Annotated in this window: 23 protein-coding genes and 1 riboswitch; of the genes, 13 read left to right on the top strand and 10 right to left on the bottom strand. The window is 62.3% G+C overall.

Translation table 11 applies throughout. From position 1 onward, the window contains the following. Positions 1-4 precede the first annotated feature (4 nt). Positions 5-559: a carboxymuconolactone decarboxylase gene (locus RZS28_RS07000; protein ID WP_407340610.1), complete on the top strand. Its 555-nt coding sequence runs from the start codon at positions 5-7 to the stop codon at positions 557-559. A gap of 2 nt (positions 560-561) precedes the next feature. Here the strand turns inward: RZS28_RS07000 and cobM are convergent, their stop codons facing one another. From cobM to cbiE, 3 genes are read right to left on the bottom strand one after another with little or no spacing between them, the layout of a single operon-like run. Further along, the gene (cobM, locus tag RZS28_RS06995) at positions 562-1323 is read right to left on the bottom strand and encodes a precorrin-4 C(11)-methyltransferase (protein ID WP_407340609.1); all 762 of its coding nucleotides are present in this window, start codon (positions 1321-1323) and stop codon (positions 562-564) included. Further along, entirely contained in the window at positions 1320-1718 is a 399-nt protein-coding gene (locus tag RZS28_RS06990) for a cobalamin biosynthesis protein (protein ID WP_407340608.1), read from the bottom strand. The genes cobM and RZS28_RS06990 overlap by 4 nt, the downstream gene beginning before the upstream one ends. Then, on the bottom strand, positions 1697-2920 hold the full coding sequence (gene cbiE / locus RZS28_RS06985; protein WP_407340607.1) for a precorrin-6y C5,15-methyltransferase (decarboxylating) subunit CbiE: 1224 nt from the start codon (positions 2918-2920) through the stop codon (positions 1697-1699). The genes RZS28_RS06990 and cbiE overlap by 22 nt, the downstream gene beginning before the upstream one ends. Positions 2921-2952: 32 nt before the next feature. On the opposite strand from cbiE, the gene RZS28_RS06980 reads away from it, so the two are divergent. Next, entirely contained in the window at positions 2953-3714 is a 762-nt protein-coding gene (locus tag RZS28_RS06980; protein WP_407340606.1) for a cobalt-precorrin-6A reductase, read from the top strand. Here RZS28_RS06980 and cobJ read toward each other — a convergent pair. From cobJ to cobW, 6 genes are read right to left on the bottom strand one after another with little or no spacing between them, the layout of a single operon-like run. Next, a complete protein-coding gene (gene cobJ / locus RZS28_RS06975) occupies positions 3681-4463 on the bottom strand; it encodes a precorrin-3B C(17)-methyltransferase (RefSeq protein WP_407340605.1) in 783 nt (260 codons plus the stop codon). The genes RZS28_RS06980 and cobJ overlap by 34 nt on opposite strands. Then, complete coding sequence (locus RZS28_RS06970; protein ID WP_407340604.1) at positions 4460-5203, bottom strand: precorrin-2 C(20)-methyltransferase; 744 nt, start codon at positions 5201-5203, stop codon at positions 4460-4462. The genes cobJ and RZS28_RS06970 overlap by 4 nt, the downstream gene beginning before the upstream one ends. After that, on the bottom strand, positions 5200-5850 hold the full coding sequence (locus RZS28_RS06965; protein ID WP_407340603.1) for a precorrin-8X methylmutase: 651 nt from the start codon (positions 5848-5850) through the stop codon (positions 5200-5202). Before RZS28_RS06965 ends, RZS28_RS06970 begins: the two co-directional genes overlap by 4 nt. After that, positions 5847-7157, bottom strand: a complete 1311-nt coding sequence (gene cobG, locus RZS28_RS06960) for a precorrin-3B synthase (protein ID WP_407340602.1) — start codon at positions 7155-7157, stop codon at positions 5847-5849. The genes RZS28_RS06965 and cobG overlap by 4 nt, the downstream gene beginning before the upstream one ends. Next, a complete protein-coding gene (cobN, locus tag RZS28_RS06955) occupies positions 7154-10546 on the bottom strand; it encodes a cobaltochelatase subunit CobN (RefSeq protein ID WP_407340601.1) in 3393 nt (1130 codons plus the stop codon). The genes cobG and cobN overlap by 4 nt, the downstream gene beginning before the upstream one ends. Positions 10547-10550: 4 nt before the next feature. Next, positions 10551-11594 carry a cobalamin biosynthesis protein CobW gene (gene cobW, locus RZS28_RS06950; RefSeq protein WP_407340600.1) on the bottom strand — a complete coding sequence of 348 codons (1044 nt, stop codon included), beginning with the start codon at positions 11592-11594 and terminating at the stop codon, positions 10551-10553. Positions 11595-11734: 140 nt separating this feature from the next. Continuing rightward, positions 11735-11944: riboswitch (cobalamin riboswitch) on the bottom strand. A gap of 194 nt (positions 11945-12138) precedes the next feature. Here cobW and RZS28_RS06945 point away from each other — a divergent pair. The 4 genes from RZS28_RS06945 (at position 12139) to RZS28_RS06930 (ending at position 15938) form a co-directional block, all read left to right on the top strand. Next, complete coding sequence (locus tag RZS28_RS06945; protein WP_407340599.1) at positions 12139-13293, top strand: pentapeptide repeat-containing protein; 1155 nt, start codon at positions 12139-12141, stop codon at positions 13291-13293. A 235-nt stretch (positions 13294-13528) separates the two neighbouring features. Continuing rightward, on the top strand, positions 13529-13813 hold the full coding sequence (locus tag RZS28_RS06940) for a hypothetical protein (RefSeq protein WP_407340598.1): 285 nt from the start codon (positions 13529-13531) through the stop codon (positions 13811-13813). A 34-nt stretch (positions 13814-13847) separates the two neighbouring features. Then, entirely contained in the window at positions 13848-14468 is a 621-nt protein-coding gene (cobO, locus tag RZS28_RS06935) for a cob(I)yrinic acid a,c-diamide adenosyltransferase (protein ID WP_407340597.1), read from the top strand. A gap of 27 nt (positions 14469-14495) precedes the next feature. Further along, positions 14496-15938, top strand: a complete 1443-nt coding sequence (locus tag RZS28_RS06930) for a cobyric acid synthase (RefSeq protein WP_407341063.1) — start codon at positions 14496-14498, stop codon at positions 15936-15938. Here RZS28_RS06930 and cbiB read toward each other — a convergent pair. Beyond that, positions 15922-16914: an adenosylcobinamide-phosphate synthase CbiB gene (cbiB, locus tag RZS28_RS06925; RefSeq protein WP_407340596.1), complete on the bottom strand. Its 993-nt coding sequence runs from the start codon at positions 16912-16914 to the stop codon at positions 15922-15924. The two genes, RZS28_RS06930 and cbiB, sit on opposite strands and share 17 nt — an antisense overlap. On the opposite strand from cbiB, the gene cobD reads away from it, so the two are divergent. The 7 genes from cobD to RZS28_RS06890 all read left to right on the top strand — a co-directional run bounded on the left by cobD (position 16913) and on the right by RZS28_RS06890 (position 24446). Further along, positions 16913-17941: a threonine-phosphate decarboxylase CobD gene (gene cobD, locus RZS28_RS06920; protein ID WP_407340595.1), complete on the top strand. Its 1029-nt coding sequence runs from the start codon at positions 16913-16915 to the stop codon at positions 17939-17941. The two genes, cbiB and cobD, sit on opposite strands and share 2 nt — an antisense overlap. Positions 17942-18108: 167 nt before the next feature. After that, a complete protein-coding gene (locus RZS28_RS06915; RefSeq protein ID WP_407340594.1) occupies positions 18109-18651 on the top strand; it encodes an iron transporter in 543 nt (180 codons plus the stop codon). Positions 18652-18671: 20 nt separating this feature from the next. Next, a complete protein-coding gene (locus RZS28_RS06910; protein ID WP_407340593.1) occupies positions 18672-19010 on the top strand; it encodes a cupredoxin domain-containing protein in 339 nt (112 codons plus the stop codon). Positions 19011-19190: 180 nt separating this feature from the next. Next, on the top strand, positions 19191-20660 hold the full coding sequence (locus RZS28_RS06905; protein WP_407340592.1) for a 4Fe-4S binding protein: 1470 nt from the start codon (positions 19191-19193) through the stop codon (positions 20658-20660). Between the two features lie 528 nt (positions 20661-21188). Further along, entirely contained in the window at positions 21189-22952 is a 1764-nt protein-coding gene (nifA, locus tag RZS28_RS06900; RefSeq protein ID WP_407340591.1) for a nif-specific transcriptional activator NifA, read from the top strand. Positions 22953-23274: 322 nt separating this feature from the next. Further along, positions 23275-23469, top strand: coding sequence for a 4Fe-4S dicluster domain-containing protein (locus RZS28_RS06895; protein ID WP_407340590.1), 195 nt, complete (start codon positions 23275-23277; stop codon positions 23467-23469). A 164-nt stretch (positions 23470-23633) separates the two neighbouring features. Further along, complete coding sequence (locus RZS28_RS06890; RefSeq protein WP_407340589.1) at positions 23634-24446, top strand: 4Fe4S-binding leucine-rich repeat protein; 813 nt, start codon at positions 23634-23636, stop codon at positions 24444-24446. The last annotated feature ends 554 nt before the right edge of the window (positions 24447-25000 follow it).

The following is a 25000-nucleotide window of genomic DNA, read 5'->3' as shown; positions in this document are numbered from 1 at the left end:
CTTCATGGCGCAGCTGCCTTTCGATCCATCAAAACTTTCGCCGCCGGATCTCGAACTCTACAATGACATGATCGAACGGCGGAGAGCCCAGGGCGCCGATTTCGGCGGTCCTTACGCCGCGCTCATGAACCATCCGGAGCTCTGCCGGAGAGTGGACGACTTGGGTTTTTATCTGAAGTTCCAGGGCTGCCTTCCGCGCGACATTTATCAGTTCGTGGTTTTATCCGTCGCCCGAAGCACGGGGGCCGCTTTTGAATGGATCGATCATATCAGGCACGCCGAAGCGGCGGGCGTTCCCTTGCCGGTCATCGACGCCCTGAAGCAGGATGGCGTTCTGGACGGGGCGTTTCCAGCGCCCTACGACCTTGCCGCAAAGGTCCTGGGCTTCACGCTGGTCTGGAAGGACATTCCCCAAGCGCTTCAGGACCAAAGCATTCAAGAATTCGGCATGGAAGGCTTTGTTGAACTGGTGGTCCTGTCAGGCTTTTACCAGATGTTTTCCGCCATCAATCAAGGCTTCGGCGTTTCTCCGCCCGCTGGCGCTTCGAAGCCGTTTTAGGTTCAGGTCTCTTGCCGACGAAACCGGCGCTGATAGTCGGCGTCATAAAGGGCGCTCTCGCGGAAGTCCTGGGGCTCCAGCACGCGGCCAACGAGGATGAGCGCGGTTCGCTCCATGGGCGCTTCCTTGAGCTTTTTGGCAATGGTCTCAAGCGTCCCGCGAATAACTCTCTGCTCCGGCCAGGAGGCGCGAAACACGATCGCGGCCGGGCAATCGGCGCCATAATGCGGCGTCAAATCAGCGACTGCTTGATCGATGGCGTGGATCGAGAGATGGATCGCCAGCGTCGCTTGCGTCCGCGCGAAGGCGTCGAGCGTTTCATGCTCAGGCATCGCCGAGGCACGTCCCGGCGTGCGGGTGAGAACGAGCGACTGGCCGACTTCCGGCAAGGTCAGTTCGCAGCCCAAAGCCGCCGCCGCTGCCGCAAAAGCCGGAACGCCCGGCGTGATCGTGTAAGGAATGCCGAGCCGGTCGAGCCGGCGGATCTGCTCGCCCAAGGCGCTCCAGATGGAAAGATCGCCGGAGTGGAGCCGCGCGACATCCTCGCCGGAGCGATGCGCCCGCTCCAATTCCGCGCTGATCTCGTCAAGGCTCATCGGCGCCGTATCGATGATGCGAGCGCCCTTCGGACAATGCTCCAGCAAGGCGCGGGGAACCAGGGAACCGGCGAAGAGGCAGACGGGCGATCGCGCGATCAGGTCGCGGCCGCGCAGGGTGATGAGGTCGGGGGCGCCTGGGCCGGCGCCGATGAAATGCACGGTCACGCTTTGCCCTTTCCGGCGATGGCGCAGCTCGCTCCGCCTTCGCTGATGCGCGGCAGGAGCAGGATGGATGCAGGGCCTGCTCCCGCAAGCGCCGCAGCCTCGGCGATCGAAGGCAGGCCGAACAGGCGCAGCACGCGCTCTGAGCGGGTCGCAGCGCGTCCCGAGGCTTGCTGCAAGATCTCGGCTTCAAGAAAGACGAGAGGCATCCGTAGCTCTTGCGCCGCAGCGGCGAGGCCTGGCTCGTTTCGTTTGTCTGCGTGTGTGAACAGGGTCGCTGGCGCATCACTGCAACAGGCGTCGGCCAGGGCGCTCCGGACGAGGGCGGCGATGGCTTCGCCGGTGCAGCCTTTCCGGCATCCGAGCCCAATGGCGATCATCGTTTCGTCATCGACCATTGCGTGATCGGGCGGGCGGGCCGCCAGCCGTAAAAGCCGCCGATCGGGTCGGCCCGGGCGATTTCGATTCTGATGAGATCCCCACCATGGGCTTTGAAGCGCGCGATCAGCTCCGCCTCGGTTTCGAGCGTCACCGCATTGACGACGAGCCTGCCGCCCGCCGCCAATGCGGCGAAAGCCGCGTCGAGAAGTCCCTGGTCGCTAGCGCCGCCGCCGACAAAAATCGCATCCGGCTGCGGCAAGCCGGCGAAAGCGGCGGGAGCCGCCGCAGTCAGGATCTCGATCTGTGGCGCGCCAAGCGCCTTGGCGTTGCGCAAGATGCGTTCGGCGCGCTCCGCCCGCGCCTCGATCGCAATGGCGCGATTGGCCGGGTCGGCAAGGAGCCATTCGATCGCAATAGAACCCGAGCCCGCCCCGACATCCCAAAGAAGCTCGCCACGTTTGGGCGCGAGCGCCGATAAGGCGACGGCGCGTACTTCCCGCTTGGTGATTTGGCCGTCATTTTCGAACCAGTCGTCGGCAAGGCCGCTCGCGACCGGCGTTACGCGGGACTGGGCGTCGGCGTTGATCTCGATTGCGACAAGGTTCAAAGGATCGATCGCATCCATGGCGAAAGCCTCGGCCGTACATTCGCGCAGGCGCTCCCTCGGTCCGCCCATAGCCTCCATGACGATGATTTTCGATTGCCCAAGGCCGCGCTCACAAAGAAGCTTCGCGAGGCGCGGCGGCGTCGTCTCATCCCAGGACAGGCAGAGAATTTTCGCGCCGGGCTGCAGCGCCGGAATGATCCGCTCGAAATCGCGTCCATGCAGCGAAATAAGGCGGCAGTCCTGCAGGCTCCAGCAAAGCCGCGCGGCCGCAAGGCTGAAGGCGGAGGGCGCCGGCAGGCATTCAATTTCCCGCGCTGGCACATGCGCGGCGATGAGCGCGCCGACGCCGTAAAAGAACGGATCGCCGGAGGCGAGCACGCAGACCGGCGCGCCGCGTCGCGCGAGAATTTTCGGCAGAGCGTCCGCCAGTGGCGAAGGCCATGTCATGGTCTCCGCATCCAGCTTTCCGGCAAGCGCAAGATGTCGGGCGCCGCCTACGACGAATTCAGCTTGCGCAAGCAGCAGGCGCGCGGCAGGAGAAAGACCATTGACGCCATCCTCGCCAATGCCGATCAGCGACAGCCATTTTTTGCTTGGCGGCGTCGAGGTCATGGCGGCGCGGGCCGATGTCTGGAGGGGAGGCGATGCGCGTTCTTGTGCTCGGCGGGACCACGGAGGCGAGCCAGCTCGCCGCTTTGCTTGCGGGTCGGAGCGACATCGACTCGGTGCTGTCCTTCGCCGGCCGCACCAAGACGCCGCTGGCGCCGCCGATCCCGTTTCGTGTCGGAGGCTTTGGCGGAGTCGAGGGGCTTGTCTCTTATCTTGCTCAGAACCGCATCGACGTTCTCATTGACGCCACGCATCCCTATGCCGAACGCATGTCCCGCAATGCAGTCCTCGCGGCGGGGCGCGCCCGCATTCCGCTCATCGCCTTGTCGCGTCCAGCCTGGCGGCCGGAGCAAGGCGATCGCTGGACGCAAGCGAGCGACATGGCCGAGGCAGTAGCCTTGCTGGGCTCCGAGCCGAAGCGCGTCTTCCTCACCATCGGCCGCTTGCAGCTCGAAGCCTTCGCGGCGGCGGCTAAACACTTCTATCTTATCCGCGCAATCGATGCGCTCGATCCCGCGCCGAGCCTGCCGCATCATCGCGTGATTTCCGGCCGAGGCCCTTTCGCGCTCGAAGTGGAGGAGAGGCTTTTGCGCGAGGAGAAGATCGATGTGATCGTCACGAAGAATAGCGGCGGCGACGCTACTTTCGCCAAGATTCTCGCCGCGCGGCGCCTCGGCTTGCCGGTCGTCATGGTCGAGCGCCCGGCAAGCGCAACGCGAGAAGCCTTGCACGATCCGGCCGAAGCGCTCGCCTTGATCCTTCGTCATGGCGAGGCTCCGGCGCCGCGCGGCGTATAGACGAAAGGCCGCGCGCCCGCGCGTTCGATCATCCGCGTTTCGCTGGAGCCGATGATCACGAGCGTGCTCATGTCGGCGAGGCTCGGTTCGGCCGATCGAAGCGTCGTCACGATGATTTTCTCATCCGGACGCCCGACGGCGCGGGCGAAAATCACCGGCGTTGCGCCGGCCTTGCGCTGGCGCAGCAGGGCGAAAGCGTCATGGATCTGATGCGGCCTTGCCTTCGACGCGGGATTATAGAGGGCGATCACGAAATCGCCGATCGCCGCCGCCGTCAATCTCTGCTCCACCAAGGACCAGGGCTTGCGATTATCAGACAAGGATATGGCGCAGAAATCATGGCCCAAAGGGGCGCCGATGCGCGCCGCCGCAGCCTGCATCGCGGATACGCCGGGACATACGGCGATGTCGATCTCACGCCAGGCGGGGTCGCCCCCCTCGATTGCTTCGAAGACGGCGGCGGCCATAGCGAAAACGCCGGGATCGCCGCCGGAGACGACGGCGACTTGGCGCGCGTCTTCGGCCAAGCGCAGTGCATGCCGCGCGCGCTCCAGCTCGACGCGATTGTCGCTTGCGTGCCGCACCTGCCCGTGTTGATGCGGAATCCTGTCGAGATAGGGCGCATAGCCGACGAGATCGGTGGCGTTGGCGAGAACGGCCGAAGCTTCGGGCGTCAGCCAGCCCGCGTCGCCGGGGCCGAGCCCAACGATGCGCAGATTTCCCGCTTGGACGCGTGGCGGCTGCATCATGGACGCCTCCCTTCGCCGGGAATGAGAACGAGCGAAAAATAAGGCGCTTGATCGTCGGTCTTTTCCGCGAGCGGGATGATCTTCTCGGCTTTCGCCGTGCCCTGCTCGACATAGATCGCGGTCTTGAGGCGGCCGGCTTGCGCGATGGCCGCGCGGATCTTCGCCAGATTCGCGCCGATCTTAATGATGATTGCGGCGTCGCTCGAGCTTAAATGGCGCGCGAGCAAAGCGCCTTCCAGCGTGCCTGGAAGGACGCTGACAATATCGTCGCCCCAGGCCATCGGCAGTTTCGCCGCGCTCCAGCACCCGGACATTCCGGTGACGCCCGGAACAACTTCGATCTCGAAACGATCCTTCAGCCGGATATAGATGTGCATGAACGAGCCGTAGAAAAGCGGATCGCCCTCGCAGACGAGTGCGACGTCACGGCCGCCCGAGAGATGCGCCGCGATCGTTTGGGCCGCCTGCGCGTAGAATGCGCGTAAGTCCTCGACATAGGCCGGATCGTGAAAATGAATCTCGGTCGTCAAAGGATAAATGAGCGGCAATTCCAGGCATTGGGAGCCAAGCCAGCGATCAACGATCGTCCGCGCTTTTCCGGGCGCTCCTTTCTTGGCGAAGAAGGCGACGACCGGCGCGGCCTCGATAACCCTTGCGGCCTTGATCGTAAGAAGCTCGGGATCGCCGGGTCCTAGCCCGACGCCGAAAAGACGTCCTTCCCGCTGCGGCGAAACGTTCATTCGCTTTCGCTCGCGATCGCGTTCAAGGCGGCGGCCGTCATGGCGCTGCCGCCTTTGCGTCCCCGCACCGTGATGAAGGGCGCGGGCGCCTCGGCGATTAGCGCCTCTTTCGATTCGGCCGCTCCGACGAAACCGACCGGCATCCCAATGATGCAAGCTGGCCGCGCGGGGAGTTCGCCGAGCATGTCGAGAAGATAAAACAGAGCCGTCGGCGCATTTCCTATGGCGATGACGGCGCCGTCGAGCCGATCGCGCCAGAGCTCGAGGGCTGCGGCGCTGCGCGTATTGCCGATTTTTCCGGCGAGGGCGGCGACTGAAGGATCGTCGAGCGTGCAAATCACATCGTTGTCTCGCGGCAGACGCGCCCTTGTCACGCCTTGGGCGACCATTTTGGAATCGCAGAGGATGGGCGCCCCGCCTCGCAGCGCGCGCCGCGCTAACGCGACGGCGTCATGCGAGAAGACGAGGTCAGCGGCGATCTCGACCATTCCGCAAGCGTGAATGATGCGCACGGCGACGCTCTCTTCGTCCGGCGCAAAGCGCACGAGATCGGCTTCGGCGCGGATCGTTGCGAAAGAGCGGCGATAGATCTCGGCGCCGTCGCGGACATAGTCGAAGCGGCTCGGCGCGGTTGGCGTTGCGGTCATGAAAACTCGAGCTCCCGCGCCAATTCCTTCTTTAGGGCGATGGCTTCGAGCACGCTTTGCGCCTGCGCCAAAGTGAGCCCCTGCATCGGACTCGCGTCCTGCGCCGTTCCGTCCTGGATGAGATCATAGCGCCCTGCGTTCGCAACGAGCGTGTAGGCGGTCGCGGCTTGACGGGCGCATCCTTTGACGCAGCCGGATACATGCAGCGCGACGCCTGTCTCTTGCAAGCGCCGCGCGATGGACGCAAGGGACAAGGCGTCGGCATGGGTTGGCGTCGAGCCGCGTTCGCAGGCGGGCGCGCCGCCGCAAGCGGCGACCGCAAGTCTCGGGTCCGCCGCGTCAATAATGAAATTTTCCGCTGCGAAATGCGCCCGCAAGGCTTTGTCTCGCCCTGCATCGACAAAAGGCAAGAGAATCGCGCGCCAGGGCGTGAGCCGGATTTCGTCTTGCCCGAAAATCGCGGCCGCGTCCGCGATGGTTTCGAGCATGGCCGCATCGAGACGGCCGAAGGCCGCGCCGACTCCGAAGCTATATGTTTCCTGCTCCAATCTGATCAGTCCGATCGGACAAGGCTCGGCGAGGGGTTCGGGCTCTGGCGCCGGCGCGAGGCTCAATCCCGCAGCCTTGGCGATGGACGCCGGGCCGCATTCCGCTACAAGCTCCCGCATCCGACGCGGCGGCTCGCGCATGGACAAACCGAGCCGCATGAAGGCCCGAGCGAGCCGCAGCGCAATGTCGACGACATCCCTCGGCTCGCAATCGCAGAGAAAAGCGGCCTCGCGTGCGCTTCCTCCGGTTCGAACCGCGAAAGCGTCGCGCTCCGCGCTGTAGTCGAATCTGACATCCGCTGGAACATGAGCCAGCGAAAGGGCGCCGCCATCATCGATGAGGAAGCCGAATTTTCCCGGCAGTCCGTGAAGCTCGGTCTCTCGAACGAGCGCCGCTTCGAGCGATCGTGCGATCGATCTCACATCGATCGGCGCATCGAGTCCGGCGAGCGGGCTTGCCAAAACATTGCGAATGGCCTCCGCCTCCGCGTCCTGGTCGAGGAGACCGAGATCGTCGAGCATCTTCCTCAGCAAGGGCAGGCTGCGTTCGGAGACGCCGCGCATTTGCAAATTCGCCCGTGAGGAGAGATCGAACAATCCATTGCCATGGTCGCGCCCGGCCTGTGCAAGCCGCCGCATTGCCACGGCCGAAAGTGCGCCACCGCTGATGCGCAGGCGCACAAGAAACCCGTCCTTGGCGGGCATCGGGCGCAGCGCGCCGGGACACCAGCCTTTCCGCAAGGAAGCCGCGGCCGTCATGCGAGCGTCTCCCGCATCTCGGCGAGGATGGCGAGCGTGGAGTTGCGGCGGCTTTGCCAGAAGCCGCGCCGCAGGGCGGCCTCGAAACGCTCGACAATGGCGAGCGCCGCCTTCGGATTGGCCTCGATCAGAAACGCCCGCACGGCCGGCGCGCCGCAGGTCGCCTCGAACATGAGCTCGAAATGTTGGCTTGCGACGGCGTCCGTTAGAACCGCGAGGGCGAAGAGATGATCGATCGTCTCGGCGATTTCGGCGCCGCCGCGATGGCCATGGCGCATTTGCCCGGCGATCCAGCGCGGATTGCTCGCGCGTCCGCGCACAACGCGAGCGATTTCCTCTTGCAATGTGCGCGCCTTGATCGCGCCGGGACGGGTCGTCTCGACATGGTAGATGGCGGGGTCATTGCCGAGCATTTGCGCGGCCGCGGCGAAGCCGCCCTCATGATCGATGATTGCGTCGGCGTCGAGAATATCCTGCTCGTCCTGATCCTGCACATGAATGAGGGCGTCGGCTGTAGCGACGCGATCCGCGAATTCCGCCGTGGCGACGCCTTCGCCTCGCGCGCCGCCATAGGCATGCGAGGTCGCGGCGAGATAGAGGCGTCCGAGATCGTCGCGCGCGAGCGAAGGATCGCCATCGATCGCGCGGGAAACGCCGATCCCATAGGCCTGCGGCGCGGCGCCGAAGATGCGGGAGAGCGCGCCAGTCGTTCGGCGCCGCGCTGCCGCCAAAGGATTGCTGTCGCCGTCTTCGTCGAGTTCGCTGACGGCGCGCACGGCCTGATCGAATAGCGCGATCTGCGCCGGAAAGACGTCGCGGAAGAGGCCCGAGATTCGCAAGGTCACGTCTATGCGCGGATGGTCGAGGCGAGCGGGGGAGATGATCTCGAAGCCTGTGACGCGCGAGGATGCGTGATCCCAGACGGGGGCGACGCCGAGAAGCGCGAGGCCTTGCGCGAGATCGTCGCCGCCGGTGCGCATGGTCGCGCTCGCCCAAAGGTCCAGGACGATCCGCTTCGGCCATTCGCCGTGGTCCTGGGCATGGCGGTTCAAGACCTCGCGCGCGGCGCGGCGTCCTATCTCCCAGGCGGTGCGGGTCGGGACCGCGCGCGGATCGACGCCATAGAGATTGCGGCCCGTCGGCAAGACGTCGAGGCGTCCGCGTGAGGGCGCGCCGCCCGGACCCGGCGCGACGAAACGGCCGTCGAGCGCGGCGAGCAGACCTGCGCGCTCAGCCGGCCCGCAAGATTCGATGAGCGCCGCAGTGTCTTCGAGCGCGTCGGCGCCTGATTGCCCTTGCGCTGAGGAGGAGGCTTGCATGTTGTGCAGGAGACCGGCCGCGGCGTCGCGCAGGGACGCGCCGGGGGATTGCCCGAAGACATGCAAGCCGTCGCGAATGCGCATTTCCTTCAGATCACAAAGCCAGCCATCGAGATGGGTCAGGGCTTCCATCGGATCGGCGCCTCTTTCGAGCCCGCAGTCTTGCGCCAATCCGGTTTCCTCGGCGCGCTCGAGAATGGCTTTCGCCAAGAGCCGGGCGCGCTTGGGGTCGAGCGCTTCGGCCGCGGCATATTCATCAAACAAAGCTTCGATCTCGATCGCCGCCCCATGGCTTCCGGCCTCCGTCAAAGGCGGCGTCATATGGCCGATCGTAAGCGCGCCGATGCGGCGTTTGGCCTGCGCCGCCTCGCCCGGATTATTGACGATGAAAGGATAGATAACAGGCAAAGGCCCGAGCACCGCTTCCGGCGCGCAATCCTCATCGAGCGCGACCGCCTTGCCAGGCAGCCATTCGAGCGTGCCATGCGTTCCGCAATGGATCATGGCGTCGATCTTTTCACATTGCCGCAGGAAGACATAGAAGGCGATGTAGAAATGGCGCGGCGGCAAAGCCGCATTGTGATAGTCGGCTTTGCGATCCAAGGCTGCGCCGCGATCGGGCTGGAGCGCGATGAGCAAATGGCCCGCGCGTAGAATTGAAAACTCAAACGCGCCTGCATGCGCTCGTTCGTCTTCTTCTGGTTCTCCCCATTGCGCGCGCACGGACTTGACGAAATCGGGCGGCATGGCGCGAAGCGCTTCGGCGTAAGCGGCGAGGCTCAACCTCTCTGTTACGGCGGCGGCCTCGAGACGGCGCATCAAATCGTCTTCGTGCAGAAGCGGCCCGATGTCATATCCTGCCTCTCGCAAGAGAGCCGCGATCGAGGCTATGCTCTTCGGCGTATCGAGCCCGACCGCATAGCCGCCGCGCCCCGCTTTGCTCGGATAATCCGAAAGCACGCAGGCGATTTTGCGCTCCGCGCGCGGCGTGTTGCGCAATCTTATCCAGGCGCGGGCGAGATCGACGACAAAGTTGACGCGCGAGGTCGACGCGGCGTGAACGACGGGCGCGAATTCGAGATCTTCGCGATATTCGGCTTGCGTCTTGAAGGCGATCGCGCGGGTGATCAATCGCCCGTCCATTTCGGGCAGAACGATATTCATCGCGAGATCTGCGGCGCTCAGGCCACGCGCGTCGGTTTTCCATTGCGTTTCAGTCGAGCCGGCGAGGATCGCCTGCAGCACCGGCGCGTCAGCCTCGTCCAGCACGCTTGCGCTGTCGTCGAGGCGGGCGGAAAATCCGGTCGTGTTGATAATGACGTCGGGTTTTTCGCGCGCGATTTCGGCGCGAAGGAAATCGATCGCTTGCGCGTCCTTGAGGCTCGCCACGAAGATCGAAATTGCGCTGAAGCCGCGCGTGGACAAAGCGTCGGCGAGGGCTTGAATCGGCGCGACATCGGCGGCGAGGAGGAAGGAGCGATAGAAGATTATGAAAGCCCCGCCCTTGGCGGCCTCAAGCGTGCGGCAGCCGGCCTCGAAGCGGCCAGCAGCTGGAGGCGCCGGCGGCTCGCACTGAAATGTAAGAGCGCGCGGAAAACCGTTTATCCGGTCGAGAAGCTCCGCGATGCTTTCCACTCCGCCGTGCTGGAAAGAGGCCAGGATGCGGCGCAGATCGGCGACGGGCAAGGTCGAGGCGGCGTCGAGCCTTTCGTCCGCTAGAGCCTCGCCGGGCACGATGGCGAGCGCGAAATTCTGAGCCCGCGCCGCGCGCGCCAGCTCCTCGACGCCATAGCGCCAATAGTCGAGGCCGCCGAGCAGGCGGACAAGGACGAAGCGGGCTTTCGAGACGACCTTCTCGATATAAAGATCGACCGAATAGGGATGTTTGAGCTGCGCGATATTGGCCAGGCGCAAGCTTATAGGATGATCGGCGCGCCGCGCGGCTTCGGCCACGATCTTGAGATCGCTGTCGGAAAACGACAAGAACACGAGGTCGGCCGGAGTCTGCGCAAGGTCGATCGCGGCCTCGGCCTCGTCGAACGATCGTGATTGCGTGCGCAGGAGATGCATGAAGTCAAAACTCCCCGCGCGTCAGAGCCTGCGAGATCGACCCCGCGTCGAGGCCCTTTTCGCCGATGATCACCAGCCGTCCGCGCCGCGGCTCATCTGGTCGCCAAGGCCGATCGAAACTATGCTGAAGCCGCTTGCCGACCCCTTGCACGAGAAGCCGCATCGGCTTGCCGCGCAATTCAAGGAAGCCCTTGATCCGCAGCACGTCATGGCGTTCGACGACCTCCGCCAATTGGCGCATCAATGCGGCGCTGTCCTCGATCGCGCCCATATCGATGATGATGCTTTCGAAATCATCGTGATCATGCTCCGACTCGGCGTCGTGATGCGAGGGCCGGGCGGAGAGATCGTCTTCGGCGGCGGCATAGAGGCCAAGCAGGACCCTGGCGTCGATGCGTCCTTCATGAGCGGCGACGATTTTTACGGCGCGAGGGATTTGCGCGGCGATATCGGCCGTGATCTGCGCTTGCTCCGCTTCGCTGATCAGATCCGCCTTGTTCAAAATGATGAGATCGGCGCAAAGCAATTGATCCTCGAACACTTCCTCAAGCGGATTGTCATGTTCGATCGAGGGGTCCGCGTCGCGCTGGCGCGCCAGCTTCGCCGGGTCGTCGGCGAAGCGGCCGTCCGCCGTGGCCGCGCCATCCACTACGGCGATGACGCCGTCAACAGTCAGTCTGGAGCGAATGGAAGGCCAGTCGAAAGCCTTGACCAATGGCTTCGGCAAGGCGAGGCCGGAAGTCTCGATGATGATGTGGTCGGGCCGCGGATCGAGGGCCAGGAGCCGCTCGATCGCGGGCAGAAAATCATCGGCGACGGTGCAACAGATGCAGCCATTCGCAAGCTCGATGATGCTGTCCTCGCGGCAGGCGAGGTCGCCGCATGTTTTCAGGATCTCGCCGTCGATGCCGACGTCGCCGAATTCATTGATGATGAGCGCTAGGCGGCGGCCGTTGGCGGTCGCGAGGATGTGGCGGATGAGCGTCGTCTTCCCGGCGCCGAGGAAGCCGGTGATGATCGTCGCCGGAATCTTGGCGAGGCTCGTCATGCGAATGTGGTCATTGAAGCGCCCGATCCTTCGGCGTTGCCTTTACGCGCGGGCGCTACAGCGGAAGCGCCGCAAGGATGCGGGCTCCTTCGCCGGCGGGCGGGCTCGCCGGCATCGATAAAGACCGGAGCACCCCGCCGGCCTTGCTCGATTCGAACGGCAGGTTTCCTGGCTCGCGGATCATCGCCTTGCGCCGCCTTCCCAGAATCCGGTCGCCCGGCGTCCCAGTGGCATTTTAGCGCGCGGCTACCCGCTGACAGTTGCGGGGGCAGCTGTGGCTTCCGGCGCAAGCGCGCCGCCACATTCCCTTTTACCCCTCGAAGCGAGGGACCGTTACGGGGAGGGAGACTATACGAGCACGGATTTCTGTCAATTCGGCTGCTATCGCGGAAGCGGATTGGTTCGAATTCGCTTGCAATGCGGCGAATGAGACGTAGCAAGCGCCGGGGGGATTTGTGCTTGACTGTAACCACACCAGTCCGCTTGCATCGAGCCAATATATTAAATGGTCACGTTATTAGTCAGTCGACTGGGGACATCGCTCATGGGGAAAGTGGATGAGACCACACCGACGAAAGATGCGCCCGCCGAGAAGCAAGTCAATGAGCACGTCAAGGCCTTCTTTCTTGACCTAGCGGCAAAGGGTAGGGAATCCTGGAACGGATGGCGGCGCGATCCAGCCAACAAAGACGTACGCGTGACCTTTGCTCAGATCGATTTTTCCCGAGAGCCTTGGGACAGAATCGATTTCTCAGGCTTTGAATTTGGGGATGAAGCGGATTTTTCGGATTGTGAATGGAGGGGCATTAAGCGGCAAGTCCAAGAAGACTTCGTAGCCTTCAGAGCGGGCCGCGCCAGCTTCGAAGGTGCGATCTTTGATAGCAAAGCCAACTTCAACGGTGCCGTCTTTAGTGACTTTGCTACCTTCGAGGGAGCCAGCTTTGGTGACTTTGCCATGTTTTCAGGCGCGGCCTTCGGTTGCGCCGCTGACTTCAACGACACGACCTTTAGTGGTGGAGCTATCTTCGAGGGCGCGGCCTTCGAAATGGGCGCTAGTTTCGAAGACGCAACCTTCGCTATTGCCTATTTCAGCTTCGTGACATTCGGTTTGTTTACCAATTTCACCGGAGCGCAGTTCATCCTTGCGAGCTTCGATTGCGCGACGTTCGGTGCAATGGCCGTGTTCGACGGCGCAACCTTCGCTGATCTGGCTGACTTTGATGGGGCGACCTTTGGCGGGGGAATGTCGCTCGACGACACGATTTTCAAACGCGGAGCCACATTCAAGGGAGTTTCTACGGAGCAGTGGAACAAGAAGCTAGAGGATAACGATGACATGGATGACAAAGAAGCCCGTGTTGCCCTGAAAAGGCGGCATGACATTGCATGGGCGGAGTTCCTCTCAGGACCTGATCGTTTCCAAGGAATCTCGTTCGCAAATGCGCGCTTCGATGAAGAGGCCGATTTCTCGGGCCGTTCCTTTGAACAGACGGCAAGTTTCATCCAAGCACGCTTTTACCGCCCACCACTTTTCTATGCCGCGATCAATGTCGCTCGCATTGACTTTACCGGCACTCATATTGGGTTTGTGCAGCCAAACAATCTGCTAGCTTGGACCAAGGATAGCACGGTCCCAATCCGCTTGCGCCAGCTTCGAAAGATCGTGGAAGAATCTAAAGAACCACGATCTCGAACGTGACCTCTATATCGAAGAGCGAAAAGCCGAGCGCGGGGTCTATTTACATCAACGTTGTAAGGAGCTGACGAGGACGGCGATCACGGAGAAGTCGATCGCCTTTGCGCGGCTTTTAGGCCAAGGGGCCTGGATAATCATCATGTTCCTCTATTGGTTGCTTTCCGATTACGGGCGCAGCTTAGCGCGACCTTTCATAGGGCTCGTTGCGAGCGTGTTCATTTTTAATTTCGGATATGCCTTGATCCTCGCGCCCTTTAAGCAAAAAGTGGACCCCGCCAACAAGGACTACTACGATCAAGCAGTGTTGATGCTCGCACTTAGCAATGCAGTGCCGTTTGTCGGCCAACTTTCCATCGACGCCGGGATCAAGAAATCTTTATATTGTACTGGCGATGTTTGCGGCCAACGCTCTCCCATTCCCCCGCTTGGCGTTCAATTGCTGGTGATTGTGCAAAACGTCGTTTCGATCGCCGTCATATTTTTCTTCGGCCTCGCCTTGCGCAACTATTTCAAAATCAAGTGAGCCTCAACCATTATTCTTTCACGAACGAGGTCCGATGATCCAATCGCAAAACGACGTCGAAGCCCTCCGCCACCGCGAAAAAATGGCGAAGCGCAAGGCCGCGCAGGACGCCGAGGTCGCCTCCAAGACCATCGCCGAGAAGGGGCTCCTCATCGTCCATACCGGATCCGGCAAAGGCAAGTCCACGGCAGCATTCGGGCTCTTGCTTCGTGCGCTTGGCCATGGTTGGTCTTGCGGAATCGTGCAATTCATCAAGGGCGGCTGGGAGACCGGCGAGCGCGCGGCTCTCGCCCGGTTCTCGGATCTTGTTTCCTGGCATACGCTGGGCGAGGGCTTCACCTGGGAGACGCAGGATCGAGCCCGCGACGTGAGGGCGGCGAACTCCGCCTGGGTCAAGGCGCAAGAGCTTATGGCGGACCCCGAGATCAGGCTTCTCGTGCTCGACGAATTGAATATCGCCCTGCGCTACGATTACCTTCCTCTCTCCGACGTCGTCGCCGCGCTCCGAGGCCGCAGGCCCGATCTTCATATCGTCGTCACCGGCCGCAACGCCAAGCCGGAAATGATCGAGGCCGCCGATCTCGTGACCGAGATGACGCTCGTGAAGCATCATTTCAAGGCGGGCGTGAAGGCGCAGGAAGGAATCGAGTTCTAGCTCATGGCGGGGCGGGCGAAGGCGTTGATGCTGCAAGGGACGGGCTCCGACGTCGGCAAATCGCTGATCGTCGCAGGGCTCTGTCGCGCCTATAGCAAGCGCGGCCTCGCGGTCAGGCCGTTCAAGCCGCAGAACATGTCGAACAACGCCGCCGTGACGTCGGACGGTGGCGAGATCGGCCGCGCCCAGGCGGTGCAGGCGAGAGCCTGCGGCGTCGCGCCCTCTATCGACATGAATCCGGTGCTCTTGAAGCCGCATGCAGGCGGAGGCGCGCAGGTGGTGGCGCAGGGCCGCGTCATTGGCCAGGCGCAGGCGCGCGACTATCAGGATTGGAAGCCGAAGCTGCTCGCCTCCGTGCTCGACAGTTTCGCGCGGCTCAGCGCCGCCGCCGATCTCGTCATCGTCGAAGGCGCCGGAAGCGCGGCGGAAATCAATCTGCGCAAGAATGACATCGCCAATATGGGCTTCGCCCGCGCCGCCGAGGTTCCGGTGATTTTGCTTGGCGACATCGATCGCGGCGGCGTCATCGCCCAGATCGTTGGAACCAAGACGGTGCTCGATCCGGCGGACGCCGGCATGATCAAAGGCTTCCTCGTCAACAAGTTTCGCGGCGATCCCTCGCTCTTTACGGAGGGCATGCAGTTGATCGAGACCCATACCGGCTGGCCGGGGCTGGGGCTCATCCCTTTTTGTCCCGCCGCAGCGCGGCTGCCTGCTGAAGATTCTCTGGCTCTTGCGACGCGATCCGAGTCTGGCGGCGGACCGATCGCCATCGCCGTTCCAGTTCTGCCTGGAATCGCCAATTTCGACGATCTTGATCCTTTCGCGCTCGAAAGCGAGGTCCGGCTCCTAATGGTCAAGAGCGGGGAGACTCTGCCGGTCGAAGCCGTGCTTGTGCTTCTGCCGGGCTCCAAGACGACGATCGCCGATCTCGCGGCTTTTCGCGCGGAGGGCTGGGACATCGACCTCGCCGCCCATGTGCGGCGCGGGGGTCATGTGTTCGGCCTTTGCGGCGGCTATCAGATGCTCGGCCGAACGCTCCGCGATCCGCAAGGGTTCGAGGGCCTCCCCGGCGAGGCGCGGGGGCTCGGCCTGCTCGATATCGAAACCGAGTTCACCGGCGAGAAGCTGCTTGCGCCGGTGCAAGGCGTCGGCGCGGAAAATGGCGCGCCTTTCAACGGCTATGAAATGCATCTCGGGCGAAGTTTTGGGCCTGATTGCGCGCGGCCTTTGCTCGCTTTCGACGATGGACGCGCGGATGGCGCGATCTCCGCCAATGGGCGGGTGAGCGGCTGCTATGTGCATGGGCTTTTCGCAGATCCTGCGCAGCGGAGCGCTCTGCTCGCGAAGCTCGGCGCGACCGGGTCCGGCGTCTCTTATGACGAAACGATCGAGCAGGCGCTCGACGCCGTCGCCGCGCATCTCGAAGCCCATGTGGATCTCGACCATCTGCTCACGCTCGCGCGATGAAGAAAAGCGCAAGCAGCGTCAGAACGCAGCAATGGATGAGGCAGGCGCAGCGGTAGAGCGCGAGGGCGCGGCGGATGTCCGCCGCCGAAACGGTTGCCTTGCCAGAGCCGATCCAGGCGTCCTCGATCCTGATCTGGCCATAGATGCGCGGACCGCCGAGCCGCAAGCCTAGCGCGCCGGCGAAAGCCGCTTCCGGCCATCCGGCGTTGGGCGAAGGATGTCCGCGCGAATCGCGCAGCGCGATCCGCAGCGCTTCGCCAGCGGAGGCTCCAGGAACCAAAAGCGCCGCCGCCGCGACCAAAAGCACGGACAGCCGCGCCGGAAAAAAATTGACGAGATCGTCGAGCCTCGCCGCCGCATAGCCGAAAGCTTCATGGCGCTTGGTGCGATGGCCGATCATGCTGTCGGCCGTATTGGTCGCCTTGTAGCATAGTCCGCCGGGCAACCCGCCGAGCGCAAGCCAGAAGGCGGGCGCGACGATTCCGTCCGAAAAATTTTCGGCGAGGCTCTCAATCGCGGCGCGGGCGACGCCGGGCTCGTCGAGACTCTCGACGTCGCGGCCGACGATTGCGGCGACGCTTTGCCTCCCCGCTGAAAGCCCGCCCTGGTCTAAAGCTTCGGCGACGGCGCGGACATGCGCGTGGAGGCTGCGTTGCGCGATGAGGCTCGACGCGATAAGCGCTGTAACCAGGACGCCGATCGGATGAGACGGGACGGCGGCGGCTATTGCAAGGGTGACGACATATGCGCCGCCTCCGGCGGTCGCCAGGACAATGCCAAGGGCGAGGAAGCCCAGGGCGCGCCTGTTGGCAAAGGATTGATCGTCGCGGTTGAGGCCGCGGTCGGCGCGCGCGATCAAGGCGCCGATCCAGGTCACGGGATGGCCGATTGCCTCGAACAGGGCGCGCGGGTAGCCGAGGCCAGCCTCAATGGCCACAGCGAGCGCCGCGAGCGGAAGAGTTGCATTGAGGTCCATGCGTCAAATTCCAGCCATCGAGACGCAGGAGTTAGCCGGCGCCGGGCATGGCGGCAATCTTTCCGCGGCGCGGCGCGCATTCCCCTTGGCGCCCGAGCCATGGCTCGATCTTTCGACAGGCGTCAGCCCCTACGCCTATCCCTTGGCGGATTTGTCCGCGGAGGCATGGACCCGCCTGCCGGACCCGTCGGCCCTGTGCGCACTTGAAAGCGCGGCGGCGTTGGCCTATCGCGCGCCCGAGGGCGCGGCAATCGTCGCCGCTCCCGGCACCCAGTCGATCATCGGCTGGCTGCCACATCTCGTTCCAGCCCGGCGCGTCGGCATTTTGGGCTTCACTTATTCCGAACATTCCCGCGTCTGGCGCGCCAGCGGCGCCGAGGTGGCGATCGTCGAGGATCTCGCCGAACTCGCCGACAAGGATGTCGCCATTGTCGTCAATCCCAACAATCCTGACGGCAGGCTCGTCGCAGCGCAAGACCTGCGCGCGCTCGCCGCCGATCTTGGCAAACACGGCGGTCTCTTGATCGTCGATGAAGCCTTTATGGATTTTTTGAGCCCTGGCGCCAGCATCGTCCCCGACATGCCGCCGGCTGGAGTCGTCGCGCTTCGCTCATTCGGCAAGGCCTATGGCCTTCCGGGGCTTCGGCTCGGCTTCGCGATTGCGCCGGATCCTCTCGCCGCGAAACTGCGCGCCGCTTTGGGATGCTGGCCGGTCTCCGGCGCGGCGATCGCAATCGGATCGACGGCTTTATCGGATCTGACCTGGCTCGCCGCGACTGGAAAACAGCTCGCGATCGATGTCGGGGCGCTCGACGAGACTCTTGTGGCGGCTGGCTTCAATGTCCTCGGCGGCGGCCCGCTTTTTCGCCTAACGGGGCATGTGGACGTTTCCGGTTGGTTCGAAACTTTGGCGAAAGCAGGGATTTTGGTTCGGCGTTTCGATGCGCGGCCTTCCTGGCTCCGCTTCGGCATTCCCGGACGGGAGGCCGACCTGTCGCGCCTTCGCGGCGTATTCGGCCTGGATTAAGCATCAGATCATTTAGAGCAGAGCTAGATTAGATCGGTTCCAATTTAGCTACGGATGCTTTGATCTAGTCGATCTTGCAATATTCGGGTAGAAAGCTGCTATGCTAGGCATTATCGTTGCTGGCGACCGAACGCCATTGCGTCGGCGCCGGTCAGGGAGATGAGATAATGCGATTTGGCTTTACTTTGGTCTGCGTGACGAGCGCCGTTTTGATCGGATTGCCGGTTTTCGCCAAAGAATATCCGATTGGCAAGCCGCAGCAGAAAAACGGCCTTGAGATCGGGGCGGTCTATCTGCAGCCGATCGAGATGGATCCTCCCGACGTCATGCGCCCAGCAAAGGACTCGGACGTGCATCTCGAGTCAGACATCAAGGCGGCGAAGGACAACAAGAATGGCTTTGCGCAAGGGGATTGGATTCCCTATCTCTCGGTTGACTACGAATTGACCAAGCTCGACGACAACCAGACCTTGAAGGGCGCTTTCATGCCGATGGTGGCGAATGACGGTCCGCATTATGGCGACAACGTCAAGCTGTTCGGACCCGGCAAGTACCGGCTCCGTTTGACGATTGCGCCGCCGAGCGAGAATCCGCACGCTCATTTTGGCCGGCATACCGATAAGGAAACTGGCGTCGGACCTTGGTTCAACGCCTTCACGGTCGAATATGATTTCGTCTATGCAGGAGCCGGAAAAAAGGGTGCCTATTGATCCGCGCAAAGGGCGACAGCGTGCGCAGAAACGCGACAATTTGGCTCATCGGGCTTGTTTTCATCGGCGCAGAGGCTCCTCTTCGGGCCGAAGACGAACCGGTGTTCACGATTGAGTTTCACGACGGCAAGGTCGAGCCGCAGCGGCTTGAGGTGCCGGCCAACCGGCGCTTCAAGCTGGAGTTGCGCAATACCGGCGTGACGCCGGCCGAATTCGAAAGCAATGAGTTGCGGAAGGAAAAGGTCCTTGCGCCAGATTCGACGTCAACTCTCGTATTCAGGACGCTGGATCCGGGAGAATATCCCTTTTTTGACGATTTTCACCCAGACGCGCCCAAAGCCGTGCTCGTCGCGAAATGAGGCGGGAATATCATCGTCGAAGCCTTTGTCTTATCCATGACACGCGCGCCAGGCCGCTGGTTTGGGTCGTGCATAGCGCGGCTGGCGGCGCAAATGAACGAAACCAGACAATTCTCTGCGCGTCTTTCACGACCGCGGAGCGGGCGGCGCGGCGCGAAGAGCTTTGGAGATTGAGTTGTCATGACGGCCTTCCTGGTTGCCGACCCTGAAAAGGGCTTCGCCGAGCGACTCCCCGAGGTTTCGCCGCCGGACAGCGAGCCGACGCAAAGGGCTTTGCTTGCGCGCGGCTTCTATAATTTTGGCGAATGGCTGCGCCGGCGCCAAAGCCTCATCCAGCGCGTCCAGTGGGCGATCGTCCTCATCTATATCGCCCTCGTCGCCACGCCGGCTTTCCTGCCCTTGCCCGGCCGCATGGCGCATATTTGGGACAATCTGACGCTTTTTGCGCAATTCGCCTTTTGGGGGCTCTGGTGGCCCTTCGTCCTGCTCAGCATGATCCTGGTCGGGCGCGCCTGGTGCGGCCTGTTCTGCCCTGAGGGAGCGCTTTCCGAGACGACCAGCCGGTTCGGCCGGGGCTACGCTGTCCCGCGTTGGATCACCTGGAAGGGCTGGCCCTTCGTCGCCTTCGTCTGCACCACGATCTATGGCCAGATGGTCAGCGTCTATCAATATCCAAAGCCTGCGCTTTTGATCCTGGGCGGCTCGACCGCCGGCGCGATCGTCGTCGGCTATCTCTACGGCCGCAATAAAAGAGTCTGGTGCCGCTATCTCTGCCCGGTGAACGGCGTCTTCGGCCTTCTGGCGAAGCTTGCGCCGGTGCATTTCAGCGTCGATCAGGACGCTTGGACGGCGTCGCGCCTGTCCGGACACGCCCACGCCCCGCCGATCAATTGCGCGCCTCTGGTTCCGATCCGGACCATGCGAGGCGCCTCCGACTGCCATATGTGCGGCCGCTGCAGCAGTTTTCGAGGCGCGATCAGCCTGGCGCCGCGCTCCCCGGATCATGAAATCGTTCATGTCGCAGGATCAACGCCAAAGCCAGCCGAAACCCTTCTCATCGTCTTTGGCCTACTCGGCGTCGCCGCCGGCGCCTTCCATTGGAGCGTCAGTCCCTGGTATGTCGCGATCAAGCAGGCAATTGCGGAGCAACTCATCGACATGGGAATCGTCTGGCCCATGCAGCTACAGCCGCCATGGTGGATCCTGACCGATTATCCGGAGGTCAACGATCAGCTGACCCTTCTCGACGGCGCCGTGCTCCTCGCCTATATCGTCGCGACCGCGGCAGTGATCGGGACTGCTGTCTCGATTTGTCTTTGGGCCGCAGCGCGCAGCCTCGGTCCGTGGTCGTCGACGCGGTTTCATCATCTGGCCCAAAGCCTCATTCCGATCGCCGCCTGCGGGGTTTTCCTCGGGTTGAGCGCCACGACTGTCACAATGTTGCGCGCCGAGGGCCTGCCAATAGGATTTGTCGGCTTGCTGCGCGGCGCTTTGCTCGCCGGCGCCGCGCTTTGGTCGGTCTGGCTCGGCTGGCGGATCGCCGGCCTGTCTACCCTGACCTCTATTCGGCGGTCTGCGGCCACAGCCTGCGTCGCCGCAGCGGCCTCCATCGGGGTCGGAAGCTGGGTTCTGTTCTTCTGGATCTGGTAAAGGCGACGGACCGGTCGCGAAAGCCAAACATGGTGTAGTCGAGCCGGGCTCGTCGGCTTCGAAACAAGCGAGCTTCCATTGCCGAACGACGCGGCTTGTTTGGCAAGGCTCTCATTGGCCGCGCTAAGTCGACGCGGCTAGAACTCCTGCTTCGTAAAGACAGCGCGCGTCGCATCAACGCCAATAGAGCTCGTGATTGCGAGGAGTCCGCTGCAAGGTAAAATTTTATTGTCGAAACGCTCTTGTAATCATCTTGTCATTATCGCGCCATTTCGGCCAAGACGGAACAAAATTGGCGCGAACTGTGACGGAAAGGGGTATTTGTGCTATCCCAAAGGGCGTTATGCACATCAATTTTGCAAAAATATGCCCAAAATTTGAGAGCGACAGGATTTCATAGCAGGATTACAGTCACGAACGTTTGAATTAAGACAATTTCTGTCAAAAAACCTACCCCGATGTCCAGGTTATTGACAGATGTCTGGGGTCCGACAATGGGCGAGACTCCGAGGCAGGGAAGGCCGTGCAATGATTGATCTCGACGCCTTGGCCGCGACGAAGCAAGCTCCGTCTCAACGCATCCAATTGAGCGAAATCGCGCTGATAGGCGTCTATGAAATCTCAAAAATCCTGACGGCGCCGACGCGGCTCGAGACGACGCTCGCCAATGTCCTCAATCTTCTCTCGTCTTTCCTTCAGATGCGGCATGGAACAATTGTGCTTCTGGCCGATGACGGCGGACCCGAGGTCGCGGTCGGCGCCGGATGGAGCGAGGATAGCCTGTCCAAGACGCCGCAGCGCTATCCCGAGCGCGCGATTGGCCAGATTATCGCGACCGATGTGCCGCTTGTCGTGCATAATGTCGCGGATCATGATCTTTTCGACGCGAGCGACGTCGCCGCGCTCGCATCGGACGGCGTCAAGGTGTCGTTCATGGGCGTGCCGATCCGGGCCGGCGACAAGGTTGTCGGCACTTTGACAGTGGATCGTATCTGGGATGGCGAGAGCGTCTTTCGCTTCGATTCCGACGTCCGCTTTCTTGTGATGATCGCCAATCTGATCGGCCAGACCGTAAAATTGCACCGGGTCGTCGCGCGCGATCGGGATCGTCTTATCGAAGAGAGCCACCGGCTGCAGAAGGAAATCACCAAGCTGCAGCCGACCCCGACGAGCACGGCGCAGGCGTCGGGAATTATCGGGGAAAGCCCGGCGATCCGCTCGGTTTTGGATAAAATCTCAATCGTCGCGCGATCCAATGCGACCATGCTGCTACGCGGCGAATCTGGAACCGGCAAGGAATTGTTCGCGCGCGCCTTGCACGAGATGTCGCCGCGGGCCTCGCGCGCTTTCGTCAAGGTCAATTGCGCCGCGCTCGCTGAAAGCGTTCTCGAATCGGAATTGTTCGGCCACGAAAAAGGCGCTTTCACCGGCGCGGTGGCGACCCGCAAGGGCCGTTTCGAGCTTGCCGACGGAGGCACGCTGTTCCTCGACGAAATCGGCGAAATTTCCTCCTCGTTTCAGGCCAAGCTGTTGCGTGTGTTGCAAAGCGGCGAATTTGAGAGAGTTGGCGGAACCAAGACCTTGAAGGCGGACGTGCGCCTCATCGCCGCCACAAACAAGAACCTGGAGGAAGCCGTCCGCAACGGCGAATTCCGCGCCGACCTCTACTATCGAATCAGCGTCGTGCCTTTGCTTTTGCCGCCCTTGCGCGAGCGCAGCAGCGACATTCCGCTGCTCGCGGCCCGTTTCCTCGAGCAGTTCAATGAAGAGAATGGGCGCGAGCTCGCGTTCAGCAAGCAGGCGATGCAGGTTTTGAAGTCATGCTATTTTCCTGGCAACGTGCGCGAACTCGAAAATTGCGTCCAGCGCACCGCGACCTTCGCCGCTGAGGCTTCGATTGTCGCATCGGACTTTGCATGCGGGCAAGATCAATGTCTTTCGGCGACGCTATGGAAGGGAAAGGCGTCGACCGATCCCTGGCCGAAGGCGATTGGCGGTCTCGGGCCGTTTTCGGCTCCTCCCGCCGCGGTCGAGGCCTATCGCGAGCCGCCTCAACCAGCGCGCTCCATTGCGGCTCCCTCGAATCCTGAAGCTTTGCACGCTGCGCCGGCGGCCTCGCATGGCGACGTTTTCGATCGCGCCGGCGGCGATGATTCTGAGCGGGCGCGATTGCTCGAAGCGATGGAGAAATCGGGTTGGGTTCAGGCGAAGGCCGCCCGGATGATGGGGCTGACGCCGCGCCAGATCGGATATGCGCTGCGCAAACATGCAATCGAAATCAAGAAATTCTGAATCGCTTGGCGCCGGCCGAGACGGCGCAGATCGCCGTCGAATTCGTCGAAGGTCCGACATCATGCTTGTCGAAATGACCCAGTGTCGCCTTCCTGATTGGCAGCTTGCAGAAATATCAGATATTTAAGCGCTGGTACAGAATTTGCTGCGCCTTTTGGCGGTTGCACCCGCATGAATATGGCGCGGTCCCGGCGGTAGGAGCCTGTCACCTTCTGCATCATAAATCTCCGCATTTGCGGAGGCGACGAACGCTCGACCTTTTTGTTATTGCTCCGGGACGGACGGAAGCTTCCCGGACATTTTGTTGAAGGAGAACCGGTAAATGGCTTACAAGATCATCGCCTCCCAATGCACTGTCTGCGGCGCTTGCGAGTTCGAATGCCCCAATGCGGCGATCTCGTTCAAGAACGAGACCTATGTGATCGATCCGAAAAAATGCACGGAATGCGAGGGCGACTTCGACCATCCGCAATGCGACTCGGTTTGCCCGGTGCCGCAAACCTGCGTGCCGGCATGAAGACAGCGCCGGCCTTGCGCAAAGGCCGGCTTTTTCACCTTGCGGAATTTCCAACGCCGACAGCGCATTAATGGCGAGAGAAATCTGCCGGAGGGTTTCAAGGTTTCGCTGGTCCGCCCTTGCGTTGACTTGACCAATGGACCCTAGATTTATTGGAGCGCGCCGTGGATGCTGCCGGTGACGCCCGCGATTGGCTCGGAAGGCCAGTTGATTGCGAACAATGCCCGCATCAAGGGCTTCGCGACGAAGGCAAGTGCCGCAAGGGCCATAGCTGCGTCGTCGACCGAATCATCAAGCACATTGACCGGTTCTTCAAGGCGGCTCCGCAGCTCGCCGACTCTTATCTCGACCATCCCTATTTCGAATTGCGCGCGGTCGCTGTGAAATATGCGAGCCTGTTTCGCGTCGCGCCAATGTTGTCCGATCCGGAGCCGGAAGTTCGGACCATGGCGGTGTGGCGGCTGCCTCCGGAACGCGTCAAGGGTCTTGCGAACGATCCCGACCGCCGCGTCCGCATTGGCGTCGCCATGAAGATGCAAGGCAAGTCGCTGCTGGCGATGCTGTCCGATGCGGATCACCATGTCCGCGCCCTGGTCGTCCGAAAACTGGCGCCTGAGCTCTTGCCATTGGCGATGCGCGATTCCGACCCCGCTGTGCGGCGATGGGTGGCCCGCCGCATTGTAGAAAACCGGCTGATCGATATGCGCGATGACAAGGATCCGATGGTCCGCATGGAAGTGGCGGAGCGGCTTCATCCCGCGCGCCTCGCCATTTTCGCCGCCGATCCCGACCTGCGGGTCCGCTTCGTCGCCGCGGAGCGCATTGACCAGGAATTCCTGCCGCGTTTTACGGGCGATCCCGACGCGCTCGTTCGCGACATGGCGATGCAAAGGCTTCGCGCCCTCGATTCCCAAGCGCCCGAGCTGGGCATGGCCGCGCTTCGCGACACAGCAGTGGTCGACCCAAAGGCCTTGTGAACGAAACCCGACAAGCGTTTCGGCGCGCCTAGCTTGATCTGGCTCAATTGACGAAAACCTTTCAAGACTTCGTTCTGCGACGTCCGGAGGACAGCCCAAAGCGCGGTCCAGTTGGCGACCCGCCGGCGTTGGTTCGCGGTCGAGACGACAATCAAGCGCGCGATGTCGTGATCGAAAGCCCTTCAGATGCGACTGGAGCATGGGCGCGGAACGTTGTGCGAGACGGTCGAAAGCAAGCCGAATGTCACGTGAGCGCGAGCGGTTGTTCACTCCCTTCCGCCGCATTGGCCCGAGATCGCCAAGGCGGCATTTTGCCGCTGGCCCGGCCCGGAGCGCGGCTTGTCATCTTTCAAACAGGCGCCTCATGCGACTAGTTGCAAAGGCGACGGGATTGCCAGGTCCTTCAACAGAAGCAAAACATCCTTTGATTCAAGTGATTAGAGTTATTCTATTTGTGGCACGCTAGTTGCTCCCCTTCCGCCAGGCGATCTTGCCGAGCGGGATCGTAGTTGAGCTTATCGGCGGAAGAGGGGAAAGCGTGGCGCGCCCCTTAA

The organism is Methylocapsa polymorpha, assembly GCF_045689225.1.
GTDB classification, from domain to species: domain Bacteria; phylum Pseudomonadota; class Alphaproteobacteria; order Rhizobiales; family Beijerinckiaceae; genus Methylocapsa; species Methylocapsa polymorpha.
The sequence above is the reverse complement of the archived record's forward strand: the minus strand, read 5'-3'. Positions and strand labels throughout refer to the sequence as shown.

Bases quoted from the DNA above. Each gene is read 5' to 3' on its own strand.
- RZS28_RS07000 (WP_407340610.1), top strand. From the start codon at position 5: ATGGCGCAGCTGCCTTTCGATCCATCAAAACTTTCGCCGCCGGATCTC.
- RZS28_RS06990 (WP_407340608.1), bottom strand. From the start codon at position 1,718: ATGGTCGATGACGAAACGATGATCGCCATTGGGCTCGGATGCCGGAAA.
- cbiE (WP_407340607.1), bottom strand. From the start codon at position 2,920: ATGACCTCGACGCCGCCAAGCAAAAAATGGCTGTCGCTGATCGGCATT.
- RZS28_RS06980 (WP_407340606.1), top strand. From the start codon at position 2,953: ATGCGCGTTCTTGTGCTCGGCGGGACCACGGAGGCGAGCCAGCTCGCC.
- cobJ (WP_407340605.1), bottom strand. From the start codon at position 4,463: ATGATGCAGCCGCCACGCGTCCAAGCGGGAAATCTGCGCATCGTTGGG.
- RZS28_RS06970 (WP_407340604.1), bottom strand. From the start codon at position 5,203: ATGAACGTTTCGCCGCAGCGGGAAGGACGTCTTTTCGGCGTCGGGCTA.
- RZS28_RS06965 (WP_407340603.1), bottom strand. From the start codon at position 5,850: ATGACCGCAACGCCAACCGCGCCGAGCCGCTTCGACTATGTCCGCGAC.
- cobG (WP_407340602.1), bottom strand. From the start codon at position 7,157: ATGACGGCCGCGGCTTCCTTGCGGAAAGGCTGGTGTCCCGGCGCGCTG.
- cobN (WP_407340601.1), bottom strand. From the start codon at position 10,546: ATGCATCTCCTGCGCACGCAATCACGATCGTTCGACGAGGCCGAGGCC.
- cobW (WP_407340600.1), bottom strand. From the start codon at position 11,594: ATGACGAGCCTCGCCAAGATTCCGGCGACGATCATCACCGGCTTCCTC.
- RZS28_RS06945 (WP_407340599.1), top strand. From the start codon at position 12,139: ATGGGGAAAGTGGATGAGACCACACCGACGAAAGATGCGCCCGCCGAG.
- cobO (WP_407340597.1), top strand. From the start codon at position 13,848: ATGATCCAATCGCAAAACGACGTCGAAGCCCTCCGCCACCGCGAAAAA.
- RZS28_RS06930 (WP_407341063.1), top strand. From the start codon at position 14,496: ATGCTGCAAGGGACGGGCTCCGACGTCGGCAAATCGCTGATCGTCGCA.
- cobD (WP_407340595.1), top strand. From the start codon at position 16,913: ATGCGTCAAATTCCAGCCATCGAGACGCAGGAGTTAGCCGGCGCCGGG.
- cbiB (WP_407340596.1), bottom strand. From the start codon at position 16,914: ATGGACCTCAATGCAACTCTTCCGCTCGCGGCGCTCGCTGTGGCCATT.
- RZS28_RS06915 (WP_407340594.1), top strand. From the start codon at position 18,109: ATGCGATTTGGCTTTACTTTGGTCTGCGTGACGAGCGCCGTTTTGATC.
- RZS28_RS06905 (WP_407340592.1), top strand. From the start codon at position 19,191: ATGACGGCCTTCCTGGTTGCCGACCCTGAAAAGGGCTTCGCCGAGCGA.
- nifA (WP_407340591.1), top strand. From the start codon at position 21,189: ATGATTGATCTCGACGCCTTGGCCGCGACGAAGCAAGCTCCGTCTCAA.
- RZS28_RS06895 (WP_407340590.1), top strand. From the start codon at position 23,275: ATGGCTTACAAGATCATCGCCTCCCAATGCACTGTCTGCGGCGCTTGC.